This window comes from Flavobacterium cerinum, assembly GCF_004028155.1.
Lineage (GTDB): Bacteria > Bacteroidota > Bacteroidia > Flavobacteriales > Flavobacteriaceae > Flavobacterium > Flavobacterium cerinum.
In genome coordinates, this window is record NZ_SBII01000022.1 from 16208 (window position 1) to 30615 (window position 14408).

The 14408-nt window shown below is 39.5% G+C and carries 4 protein-coding genes; all 4 read left to right on the plus strand.

The window, feature by feature from the left end:
• Positions 1–38 precede the first annotated feature (38 nt).
• Positions 39–1706, plus strand: coding sequence for a tetratricopeptide repeat protein (locus EPI11_RS18765; RefSeq protein ID WP_128391527.1), 1668 nt, complete (start codon positions 39–41; stop codon positions 1704–1706).
• Positions 1707–1855: 149 nt separating this feature from the next.
• Positions 1856–7732: a choice-of-anchor J domain-containing protein gene (locus tag EPI11_RS18770; RefSeq protein ID WP_128391528.1), complete on the plus strand. Its 5877-nt coding sequence runs from the start codon at positions 1856–1858 to the stop codon at positions 7730–7732.
• A gap of 111 nt (positions 7733–7843) precedes the next feature.
• A complete protein-coding gene (locus EPI11_RS18775; protein WP_128391529.1) occupies positions 7844–13960 on the plus strand; it encodes a choice-of-anchor L domain-containing protein in 6117 nt (2038 codons plus the stop codon).
• A 138-nt stretch (positions 13961–14098) separates the two neighbouring features.
• The coding region (locus tag EPI11_RS18780; protein ID WP_164879223.1) for a PorP/SprF family type IX secretion system membrane protein at positions 14099–14408 on the plus strand (310 nt) is incomplete at its 3' end.

Genomic DNA, 14408 nt, shown 5'->3' on the forward strand with positions numbered 1-14408 from the left:
TCCTTATATTTGACAGTACTTAATCCCGAAACTTTATTGTGAAAACGCGCAAAAAAAACAAATATGCCCATACAGTATATCTATTATTACTGTGTCTTTTTTTGTATGCACCTTCTTATGCAAATACTACAACCCACTGCGATTCATTAATCCAGAAGGGTATAGATGCCATGTGGGATAAAAATTATGTAAAATCGCTGGAACTACTCACCCAGGCAAAATCTCTTGCAGAAAAGAACCATTGGTACAAACAGCTTTTTTTAGCCAATAATAATATAGGCGCTACCTACTATCAAATGCTGGACTATGGCGAAGCCCTTAAATACTACCTTGAAAGCTACAATATTGCTATTAAAGAACTAGAACCTAAGTTTGAAATGGTAGTACTTAACAACATTGCTATCTTATACTCTAAAGAAAAAAAATACAAACAGGCAAAAGAGTATTTTAAAAAAGCCTACGATGTAGCTAAAGAGAACAAGGATAATATAAAAATAGGTTTGTATGCCATGAATTTAGCTTCAGTGGCTCATGAAACCAATAACCTTACAGAGGCAAAAAAATACATTCTTGAATCGATTCCTTATCTTAAAAATGAGCCTGGGTTATACCCAATGGCACAAGTTACTTTGGCGCAAAATGACCTGCTTGCAGGCAATGCTAAACAGGCAAGAGAAAAGGCACAGTACCTTTATACCCATACAAAAGATCTTGAATACAATAATATTGGTGTTTTAATATCAGCAGTAATTATTGAAGCTTATTTAAAAGAAGGTAATTATGCGTTAGCAGAATCTGAAGCATATAAACTATTAGCGGCAAAGCCCGAACTTGACACGAAAAGAACCGTTTTCGACCTGCTTACTAAAGTTTACATCAAAACCAGGTCTTTTGAAAAAGCACTGCAATACAAAGATTCCATCATGGCTACTGATGAAAAGCTTAATGATATAAAAAATGGAAAGCTTTTTGAGAACAACATGGTGAAATTTGAAATTCAGGATTACAAGAATCAAATTGCCATTAACGAAGAAAAACGATCTGCCGAACGTCAGTGGTTTTACTACATTATTACTTTTATAATAGCTATCGTTACCATTATTATACTGTCGCTAAGAAATATATTGGCAAAGCACAAACAAAAAAAGCTCATTGCAGAACGTAATGAAAAAGTGTTAGCGCTTGAACTCGAAAAAGAAAAAACAGAAAACCTACTGCTGGAAAAACAGATAAGCGAAAAAGAAACGATTGCTCTACTGGAACAGGAACGCCTGAAAAATGAAATAGAAACAAGAAATAGAAAACTATCTGCAAAGGCACTTTACCTTTCCGGCAAGAATCAGCTTATTGAAGAAGTTATCTCCTCGCTATCACAACTGCCTGAGCTTTCTAAATACCAGTCACTAACCAACCATATTAAAACACTTAAGAGCCATTTAAAAACAGATGACGAATGGGATAGCTTTATAACCCATTTTGAAGAGGTGAATCACGGCTTTATAAACCAGTTAAAAACACTTCATCCTTCGTTAAATGCAAACGACCTCCGATTCATTTCTTACATCTATATGAATCTGAGCACTAAAGAAATTGCATCCATGCTTAACATTACTGCCGAGGCTTGTAGAAAAAGAAAGGAACGTATTGTGTCTAAAATGGAACTTTCGGAAGACACATCTATATACGACTACTTATCAGGCATTTAACATCAATAATCACAGTTTTTCGTGATTCATGTCACACTATTTCCTCATAGTTTTTTTGATTTGTACGCAATTTTAGCAAACATTTAGCATCTATTAAAAAAAGCTGGTTAAGAGCTAAAATCTTCAAGCCCTTAAATTATTCAAAAACTATGAAAAAAATCACATTAATGATCATGGCATCGTTACTGTCTTTCTGTGGCTACGCCCAGTTCCCGGAAGGATTTGAAACAGGCTTTACACTTGCATCTACCGGTACAAGTGCAACAGGCTGGTTCACGATGCAAAATGAAGTAGGACTCAGTGTTACCTGGGTTCAGGGCGCTGCGAACAGTACAGTTCAGCAGCCCGCACATACAGGAGCGCGCGCCGCTTACCTGCAAAGAGATCTGAGTACAGGTGGTATTCCTAAAGATTATCTGGTCACTCCTGTATTTACAGTACCTGCTGACCCCGAAATACATTTTTTCTCAAGACTTACTCAGCTCGGGGATCAGGGTAGTATTTATAAGATCTTCATTCTGAACCTTACCGCCACCCCTATGGCCGATCTTAATTCGCCGGCTTCTTATACGGAATTGCAAACATGGACTGAATTACAAATTAATCCCGATCAGACAAGTTATACCGAGAAAACCGTAGCAATACCTGCCTCTTATATTGGAGCTCAGGTACGAATTGCCTTTATGATGGCAGGAGGCGGAACTAATAGTGATCGCTGGCTGATTGATGATGTAACTGTGGTAAAAAAATGCGAACGCCCAACTGCTTTAACAGCAGCAAACATCGGGTTAAATTCGGCAGATCTTAGCTGGACAAATCCAGGTGACGCAACTGCATGGGACATTGAAATAGTACCAGAAGCAGCTGTACCAACAGGAGTACCAACACATACCTATTCTGGAACGATGCCCTTTCAGGTTCCTGCAGGTGTTTTAACCCAAGACACCTGTTATAAATATTATGTGCGTTCAAATTGCGGGGTAAATGGCAAAAGCGATTGGCAGGGTGCTTTTTATTTTTGCACTAAAGGATTAGGAGATACCTGTGCAGCTCCACTAGTGGTTGCCTCCTTGCCTTTTACAGATACAGACAATACAAACAATTTTGGTGATGAATATGAAGGTGAGGCTGGAACAGGCTGTAATGCAGATTCATGGGAAAATTACCTTAGCGGTAACGATGTTATTTATAAATATGTAGCTGCTTTTACTGGTGAAATAAATATTGATTTGACTAATACAAGTCCATATGCGGGGATGTTTATATATGCTTCATGTGCAGATATTGGCGTGACCTGCCTTAATGGAGGTACAGGGGATGCTATTTCCCTTGACGGATTTGATGTAACTGCAGGAGAAGATTATTATATCGTTGTTTCTTCAAGCAACACTGAACCGATAGTACCGTACACATTAACAATACAGGCAGTTGCCTGTGATGAGCCGGTAGGTTCTCCTGCTGCAAATATAGGAATGACTTCAGTCGAATTATCGTGGACAAATCCAACAGGTGCTACTTCCTGGGGTGTCGCTGTACAACCTAAAGGAACAGGAGTACCTCAGGGTAATGGGTCAACAATAACCGATAATACAAACTATATCTGGGGTGATCTTACACCTTCCACCGATTATGAATATTGGGTAAGAGCTGATTGTAATAACGGTACTTTTAGTGCATGGGCAGGACCTTACTATTTTAACACAATGCTATGTGAGGTGGCAAATCAGTGTAGTTTTACTTTCCACATGTCAGGAGTAAACAACAGCTGGGAAGGTCATACCATGTCGGTTAAACAAAATGGAATTACTCTTGCCATTTTAACCGGCCCTGATAATGACGGTACACCGGTAGACGTAAATATTCCTTTATGTAATGGCGTTCCGGTTCAATTGTTCTGGAATCAGGGTGGGAACTCATCTGCAAATAACGACATCAGAATAAATATCCGCAATTCATTTGACCAGATAATATACGAAAAAGAACCAGATCAGGGTTTTCCAAACACAGTACTATATGAAAGTGCTGTAGACTGCAACAACCCCTACTGTACAAAACCAATACTTAGTGTTACTAATATCACGCAAACCAGCGCAGACCTTAATTGGGACGGCCCTGCAACATTCGAATGGGAATATGTAGTACAATCCCCAGGTGCAGGAGCTCCAACAGGATCTGGAACAAACACTGCTGCTCACCAGCATCATGCTCCCGGATTGACAGAAAACACTTCTTATGAATTTTATGTAAGAGCAAGCTGTGGAGATGGGGAGTTTAGCCAATGGGCTGGTCCAATGGTATTTAAAACATTATGCAGCCCTGTTAATGCTCCTTTCACCGAAGGCTTTAACAGCGACTCTTCAACACAAAACTGCTGGATAATTCAAAATATAAATGGCGAAGCTGCCTGGAACCTCGATGATACTTCTTTACCATTTGAAGGTGATGAAGTTGCTACCCTCGATCCTATGTTTATGTCTGGAAATATTGACAGGCTGATAACCCCTGCTATTAATATAACAGCAAACCAGCGTTTGCGTTTTCATCAAAGAACTTCAGGTTTTTTTGGTGCAGGCTGCAACTTTAAAGTAATGCTTTCTACAACAGGTATAGATCCTGAAGATTTTACAGTTGTATTGATACCTTCTGCTACTTATAATAACAGCATGTATGTTGAGCACGAAATTTTTCTTGATGCAATACCGGCAGGAACAATACATATTGCCTGGATATTTGAAGGGGGAACAGCCGGACTGTCTATAGACAATGTAATTATTGATCCTATACCTCCGTGTCCTGCACCTGAAGAGCTTAATGCTGCAAACTTTACAAATAACAGTGCTGTACTTTCCTGGAAACCGGGTTTTACAGAAACAACATGGGATATAGTAATACAAGCACCGGGAACAGGTGTGCCAACGGGAACAGGAATATCGGTATCCAACCCTCATACTGCCGAAGATTTAGCTCCAAATACTGCTTATGAATATTATGTAAGAGCAGCTTGCGGCGGGACAAATGGCAACAGTGAATGGGTAGGCCCATATGAATTCAGGACAACATGCAACACTTATAATGTTCCTTTCCATGAAAGTTTCAATAGTGATTCGCAATCTGTATACTGCTGGGAAATCCTGGATATTAACGGAGGGCAGGACCAATGGATAACCAACTCTGAAGGAGATACCTACGAAGGAGACCGATCTGCCCGTTATGCATCAGAATTCAGCAACTTAAATAACGACTGGCTAATATCTCCGGGTATTATCCTTACGGGTAATGAAAGGCTTACATATCAATATAAGGTATACAGGGATGTTTACCCAGTAACAATAAAAGTTATGCTGTCTACTACGGGAACAAACCCTGCGGATTTTACTGAGGTTCTTGTTCCTGTGGCAAACTACAGCAATATGGATTACACTAAAAAGGTGATAGATTTAACTGCTTATACAGGTACAGTATATATTGCATGGCAGGGTCCACAATCGAACAATTCTGACGGCATGTTCTTTTATCTTGACGATGTAAAGGTAGAAGCGATTCCTGCATGTGCAGATCCTTATGATCTGGTAGTAAATACTATAACTGCAAATACTGCAAAATTATCATGGACTCCTGGCAATAATGAAACGCAGTGGGAAATAGTGGTTAAACCAAGTACATCGGGTGCTCCAACGGAGCCGGGTATTATAACCGGTAATAATCCGTATACAGTTGAAGGACTGCTTTCAGGAACGTCTTATGCATTTTATATCCGCTCAGTTTGCGGTGCAACAAAAAGCCCTTGGAACGGACCAAAACATTTTATCACAGCAATTACTAACGATGAATGTGCAAACGCGATTAATGTGCCTGTTAATACAGGTATTGATTGTGTTGTTGTAAAAGGCGGAACCCTTCATGGAGCAACACAATCACCACAGCCATCTACTTGTATAGGTACTCCCGAAGATGATGTATGGTTTGAATTTACAGCTACCGCTGTTACGCATAATATAACCTTATTGAACATATCGGAATTTAATAGCTTACACTTTGCAATTTATTCGGGAGAATGCGAGAACCTTGTAAACTTAGCCTGTGATTCTTTCACTCCAACGCTGACTGTGGAAGGACTTACAATCGGGCAAACCTATAAGATAAGAGTATATTCTACTAATCCGTCAGTGACAATGACTTTTGACATTTGTGTTAGAAATGTAATGCCTCCTATTGCTGTTAACAACACTACCTATACTGTGCAGCAATTGGTTACTGATGTTCTTATTAATTCAGATTGTGCCCAGGTAAGCAACATTACTTACTCTACAGGAATTAACTTCACTAATGAACAGGGTGAGATTGGTCCAAACGGTATTGCTCACTTTAAGAAAAACGGATCATTGTTTGTTCTAGAAGAAGGAATTGTATTGAGCACAGGAGATGCGATGCGTTCGCCAGGCCCTGAAACTGACATTCTACAAGATGGTGATATTTCATGGACAGGCGATGACGACCTGGATGCGATAGTACTTGAAGCAACAGGAGCTCCAATGGATTCAAAAAATGCAACCATACTTGAATTTGATTTTGTTCCATTAATTGAAACTATAAGTTTTGATTTCTTATTCGCCTCAGAAGAATATGGCGATTTCCAGTGTGACTTCTCAGATTCATTTGCGTTTTTACTTACCGATAGCGCAGGTACAACTACTAATTTAGCTGTAGTACCAGGCACAACCTCTCCTGTCTCGGTGGTAACCATCCGTGATAAGGAAAACAACAAGGCCTGCGAATCGGTAAATCCAGAGTATTTTGAACGTTTCAACGGAAGTATATTAAATAGTCCTGTAGCTGCTATAAACTATCAGGGATACACGGTACCAATGAAGGCAAGGGCTACTGTAACTCCAAACACGACCTATCATATTAAAATGGTTATTGCTGACAGGCTTGATACCCGATATGACTCAGCAATTTTCCTTGGTGCAGGAAGTTTTAATATCGGTGGTGCTTCATTAGGTCTCGATTTAACTATTGCAGACGGAACAGCTATATGTGCCGGCCAGACTCATACTCTGCTTAGTGGCATGAGCCCAGTTGCCTTTACCTTTAAATGGTTTAAGAACGGTATATTGATTGAAGGCGAGACCAGTCCTTCGCTTGTGGTTTCAGAACCGGGAGAATATACTATAGAAGCACGTATTGCAGGTAGTGACTGTCTTACATCAGACAGTGTGGTTATTGAGTTCTACCCTCCTGTTGAAGGTATACTGGGTACTCCAAAAAATCTTGTAAGATGCAGCACCGATGGAAAGGCTAAATTTAATCTTACAGATAATGATATTGCTATTACCGGAACTAACGACCCTAGTAAACTGATAATTACCTATCACTTAACCAAAGAAGATGCCACAGCCGGAATTAACCCTCTTGCTTCGCCTTATGAGAACACTTCTGAGGGTCAGACTATATATGCAAGTATCGTATATAAAGTAACGGTTTGTAAAGGTATTTTATCGTTTACATTAAATACATCCGACAGTCCTGTTATAACATCCAAACAAGGTTGTGAAAATGGAAATTATACACTTGAAGTAGTTTTTGATCCTAAGGGTACATTAAATGCCGGTAACGTAACAGTTGCCTGGACTAATAAAGCTGGTACAGTGATAGGGACTAATGCAAAAGTTATTGTTGAAAATACAGGCATTTATAAAGTAACTATTGCCCCTATTGGTGATGAAGAATGTATTTCAACAACCGAAGTCAATGTAGAATCTGTAAGCTGTAATATCCCTCGAGGTATCTCTCCTAATGGGGATGGTATGAATGATGAGTTTGATCTTTCTGGTTTTGGTGTAAGAGAACTAAAAATCTTTAACCGTTATGGACAGGAAGTTTACAGTAAATCGAACTACACTAAAGAGTGGCATGGCCAGGGCGGAAACGGGAACGAACTGCCTACAGGAACATACTACTATATGATTGATGCCTTAAACAGCAAAACAATAACAGGATGGGTTTATATTAACAGAGAAGAATAAAAACCACTAAGACCTAATTCTTTTAACCCCCACTTTACAGTGGGGGTTTTTTATAAGATTTTTTGTATACTTTTAGAGCTTAAACATTAACTACCAATTAATTAATACGCTATGAAAAAAATTACTTTGATCTTCTTTCTATCATTGCTCTCTTTCTGTGGATACGCCCAGTTCCCGGAAGGATTTGAAACGGGCTGGACGCTCGCACCTACAGGTACGACTGCAACAGGTTGGTTCACGATACAGAATGGTATGGGACTTAATATTACCTGGGCTCAAGGCGCTGCTAACAGTACTATTCAGCAGCCAGCCTATACGGGAGAGCGTGCAGCTTTTCTGCAAAGAGAAATTGGTGCAGCCGGAGGTCCTGAAGACTACTTGGTAACACCTGCATTTACAGTACCATCTGATCCAGAACTTCGTTTTTTTTCCAGACTTACACAGGCTGGAGTCCAAGGGAGTACATACAAAATTTTTATTTTAAATCTTACGGCTACCCCTACAGCCGATCTTAATTCGCCAGCTTCTTATACGCAGCTGCAAACGTGGACAGAGCTAGAAATTAACCCTGAACAATTAATGTATATCGAAAAAGTAATACCTATACCTGCTGCTTATGTTGGAGCTCAGGTGCGTATTGCGTTTATGATGAAAGGTGGATCAACTAACAGTGATCGTTGGCTAATTGACGATATCAATGTTGTGAAAAAATGTGTGCCTCCTGTTACTTTGGCTGCTACTAATGTAGGTTTGCATTCAGCCGATCTTAGTTGGGCAAATCCAAGTGGTGCTACATCATGGGACATCGAGTTAATAGGGGGAAATGATGCTCCTTCGGGAACACCAACACATTCGTATTCAGGAGCTCTTCCATTTACGGTATCGGCAGGCATTTTAGTGGAAGATACTTGTTATAAATATTATGTTCGCTCAAATTGCGATACAAATGGTAAAAGTATATGGGTAGGTCCATTCTTCTTTTGTACTAAAGGTTTAGGTGATAATTGCACGGCTCCTTTGGTTGTGGCTGCATTGCCTTATACGGATACTGATACTACGAATAACTTTGCTGATGAATATGAAGGCGAACCCGGAACAGGCTGTACTACCAATACGGGAGAAAACTATTTAAGCGGCAATGATGTTGTATATAAATACACAGCGGCTTTTACAGGTGAAATTAATATTGACCTTTCTAATACTGATCCTTATGCAGGGGTATTTGTGTATGCTTCCTGCGCCGATATTGGAGTACAATGTCTTGCTGGAGGCACTGCAGGAGATCAAGCTAACAATATTTCTCTGGATGAATTTGCTGTAACTACCGGCGAAGATTATTATATAGTAATTTCCAGTAATGCAGCTGTAACTGATTATACATTAACAATACAGGCAGTCGCTTGCGATGAACCTGTGGGGGCTCCTGTTACAAATATAGGTTCCACTTGGGTAGAATTATCATGGAGCAATCCAACAGGAGCAACTTCATGGGGTGTAATTGTACAGCCTAAAGGAACAGGTGTTCCTCAAGGCACGGGGGAAACTGCAACAATCAATACAAATTATGTTTGGGATGAGCTTCAGCCTTCAACAGTTTATGAATATTGGGTAAGGGCAAATTGTGGAAATGGTACTTTTAGTGCATGGGCAGGTCCTTATTATTTCAATACAAAGGGTTGCGAGGCTGCAGATCAGTGTAATTTCACTTTTCACATGTGGAGTGCTTGGGGCAGCTGGAGCGATCACACAATGTCAGTTAAACAAAATGGTATTACTATCGCTACTTTAACCGGCCCGGGAGACGATGGTGTGCCGATAGATGTTAGTGTTCCTTTATGTAATAATATGCCGGTTCAGTTATTCTGGGATGAAATAGGAACCTCTTGGGCAGCGGCAAATGTAGGCATAAGTGTTAAAAATTCATTCGGACAGGAGATATATGAAAAAGCACTTGGACAAGGTGTTCAAAACACAACTCTATATGAGGTAGTGATTGATTGTGAAAAACCATATTGCATGCCTGTAAAAGGTCTTACTGCTACTAATGCAACACAAACAACTGTAGATTTAGGTTGGGATGGTGCTGCAACAGGGCAATGGGAATATTATATTGTAGAGGCTGGTGAACCGGCACCTACTGCTGATACTGTTGGAACCTCTACCACAACTAATCCTACAATAGGTGCAGGTCCGTTAGCAGCATCTACCAATTATGACTATTATGTAAGAGCGCATTGTGAGGACGCAAGCACAACGGTAAGTGAATGGAGCAAACCATCTGCCTTCGGTTCATCTGTATGTGATTCTACAAATAAATGCGACTATGAATTTGTCATGAAAAGCGAGGGGCAGCCAGGTGGCTGGAACGAAGCTTCTATGACGATAAGACAGAATGGGACTAATGTTGCGGTTATCGGCCCAACATTTACTGTAGGGGAATCACAATCAATTATTGTTCCTTTATGTACAGGTATTCCTTTTGAAGTACTTTGGAATAATGGTGGCGGTTCGCCTAATCAAGTTGGGCTTTCAATCATTAATTCATTCAATCAGGAAATTTTTAATCTTCCTTTTAATACCCCGACTACAGGTATTGTCATTTATACCGACAATGTTGATTGTTTACATCCAAAATGCATGGCACCAGTAGACTTAACAGCTGCAAATGGAACAATGACAAGCATAGATTTGGGTTGGAGTGGCACTGCAACCGGGAACTGGGAATACTATATAGTAGAACCCGGACAACCGGCGCCTACAGATGACACTAGTGGGGTTTCTACAACAACAAATCCTACTATTGCAGTCCCCCTACCTCAGCCCAATACAAATTATGAGTATTATGTACGGGCTATATGCACAGGCGCGAGTACACCTACCAGCAAATGGACAGGTCCATATTTAATGCATTCTGAAGCATGTAATCCTGAAGATAAATGTGTTTTCTATTTTGAGTTAACCAGTAAAAGAGGTTGGGCTTATGAAGGAAATACAATAACGGTTTCTCAGGGAGGTGTTGTTGTTGCTGTTTTAGGTTCTGGTTTTGATATGGCAGATAATCCATACACTCATATGGTAGAGGTGTCTTTATGCCCAGATATGGAGATCGAAATTGTATGGAACGAAGAAGGAGAGCAACCAAACGATAAAGGACTCCATGTTTACACCCCCCATATGGAAGATGTATATATTAAACCGTTTGGAGAAGGTACACAAGGAGACGTTTTATATACCGGTTTTGTTTCATGCGTTGCGCCTACTTGCCTCAAACCACAGCAACTTACAGTGTCTGATATTGGATTGACATCAGCGACATTCGATTGGACCGAAATGGGAAATGCTGATTCGTGGGAAATTTGGGTATTAACATTAGGTTCTCCAGCACCTACAACATCGGGAACAATTGTAACAAGCCATCCATATACATTCGAAAATTTAACGCCTGGTACCCCTTATGTATTTTATGTAAGAGCAAATTGTGGAGATGTAGATGGTTATAGTACATGGTCCGGTCCATTTAAGTTTATAACATTAATTGCAAATGATGATTGTGATGCTGCTGTTACAGTTCCTGTAAATTCAGGAATTGAGTGTCTAGTGTCCGTTGGTGGTACCTTAACCGGATCAGTATGGTCTGGGGTTATATCAGAGTGTGCTGTGGGAGAAATAGATAACGATGTATGGTTTGAATTTACTGCCGTTGAAGATGAACATATCGTAAGTGTGCGCAATCAGCTTGGGGTAAAAGCTAATATTGGAATCTACGAAGGTGATAACTGTGGTAATTTAACGCACATTACATGTGTTAGTTATCTTAACAATAATGGAACTATAAGTGTTGCTGTCCCTAATTTAATGCCGGGCAATAAATATCTAATCATGGTTTATACCGAGTGGTTAGAACCTGAAGCATCAATTAGTTTTGATGTATGCGTTTCTACTCCAAAATCTGTTATTGTTGATGATATGGTACCGGTTGAAGATATCGTTTTAAATACTCTAATTCAGTCTTCATGTGTTAATGTTCAAAATATTACATGGAAAACAGGTACTGAAATTGGAATAAATGGGATTGGTCGTTTTGAAAAAGGCTTATCAGCATTTCAATTGGAAGAAGGCGTTGTTCTAAGTACAGGAAAAGCATCTGACACACCTGGCCCTTACTTAAATGGCTCAGGAGAAGGAGGCTGGGATGGTGATGATCAGTTGGAGGATTATATGAACAATCTTGATTTAGATCCGGGAAGTTATGGTGATGCTACTGTACTTGAGTTCGACTTTACACCGCTATCAACTAAAATTAAATTCCCTTTTATTTTCGCTTCTATGGAATATGGCATTTATCAATGTTCTTTTTCAGATGCTTTTGCTTTTTTCCTTACAACCGATGATGGGACAGGTACTCCTGTAACGGTAAATTTAGCAATAGTTCCTAATACTGATGCACCTGTTTCTACAGCTTCGATAAGGAATACTGAATTTAATCCCGGTTGCGAATCGGTTAATGTGACTTATTTCGATAAGTATTATGGGCATTTTGCCGGAGGAAATTTAACGACAGATCCTTTGTTCGCACCGCTTAACTTTGAAGGCAATACCGTTAAAATGTTTGCCGAAGCAGTTGTTGTTCCAAACCAGGTTTATCATATTAAACTTGTTATTGCCGAGAAATTTGCCGGGAATGGTGACTCTGCTGTGTTCATTGGTAAATTCGAGACAACAAACGTTAATCTTGGTTTAGATTTAACATTCGAAAATGGCGGCGCACTTTGTGCTAATATTACACATACTATAGAAAGCGGTGCAGATCCTAACGAATATACATTTACTTGGTATAAAGATGGTGAGCTAATACCGGGTGAAATAGCTCCAAATCTGGAAGTTAGCGAAACCGGAACGTATAAGGTAATTGCTAATTTTGGTGGTACTTGTACAACAGAGGATTCTGTTAAGATTGAATTCTATCCGGATATTGAAAAAGCTACAGGTGATCCATTACAATTAACTGTATGTGATGCTGATGGATTTGGAACATTCAATCTTTCGGATAACACAGCAATAATTGTAGGAGAGCATCCGGCAGATTATACAATCTCTTATCACTTATCTAACGAAGATGCTTGGGCTAACCTTGGTGCATTACCATTAACTAATTATAATAATGTTACGCAATATCTACAAGAAATACATGTAAGAATCGTTAATAAAGGAGGCTGCGTTGCTGTTAAAACATTTAACCTTGTAATACGGGACTTTACACCACTATTTAAAGTAAATGACGACTTTACTATTTGTGAGGGTACTACAGCTACAATCTCGGTAACACCGGTTAGTCCTGCTAACTATGATCCTGCAGTTGCGACATATACCTGGACTAAAGATGGAGAGTCATTCCAAGGTACTACAGCTTCAATTACTGTTTCGGTAGCTGGAGTATATGAGGTTATTGTAAATAATTTAGGCTGCCCGGGTACAGCTGCTGTTAAGATTACTATAACTTCTATCCCAGTTGCTGATGCTCCTGTAAATATTAACGCATGTATTAGCTATACACTACCTGTATTAAGTTCTAATAATAACTATTACACAGGGCCCGAAGGAACAGGGCAGATATTAAACGAAGGAGATATAATAACAAATACGCAAACTATTTATGTGTTTGCCCAAAGTGCTACTACACCAAAATGTACCGCTCAAAATTCGTTTATTGTAACAATCATACCTACAGCAATAATCACTACAGCTCAAGGTTGTGAAGATGGAAATTACGTACTTGAAGTTCTTTTTGATCCTAAGGGTACATTAAATGCCGGTAACGTAACAGTTGCCTGGACAAATAAAGCTGGTACAGTGATAGGAACTAATGCAAAAGTCATTGTTGAAAGTACTGGTATTTATAAAGTAACTATTGCTCCTATTGGTGATGAAGAGTGTATTTCAACAACCGAAGTCAATGTAGAATCTGTAAGCTGTAATATCCCTCGAGGTATCTCTCCTAATAGTGATGGTATGAATGATGAATTTGATCTTTCTGGTTTTGGTGTAAGAGAACTAAAAATCTTTAACCGTTATGGACAGGAGGTTTACAGTAAATCGAACTACACTAAAGAGTGGCATGGCCAGGGCGGAAACGGGAACGAACTGCCTACAGGAACATACTACTATATGATAGATACCTCAAATAGTAAAACAATAACAGGATGGGTACACATTAACAGAGAAGAATAGCAGAAAAAATGTTAATTATTTAAATATCAATTAAACCTTTCGCGATTAAATAAGTCTTACTACTTACCTACTGTTCTCAACAGTGGGTAAGTAGTTTTTATTTGAACTAGATTTTCGAACTAACCAAACAAATTACAAATGAAGAAACTATACCTTGCAGCATTATTGGCTCTTGGCGGGCTTACAGACGCCGCCGCTCAACAGGATCCCCACTACACGCAGTACATGTATAACATGAACGTGATTAACCCTGCTTATGCAGGTTCCAAGGAAAACCTGTCTTTCGGTTTGTTATACCGTAAGCAATGGGTTGACATTGAGGATTCTCCAACAACAATGACCTTTTCAGGGAGCAGCCCGGTAGGTAAAAATGTTGGTTTAGGATTATCTGTAATCAATGACAAGATTGGACCAGTTGAAGAAACAAACGTTTACGCCGATTTCTCGT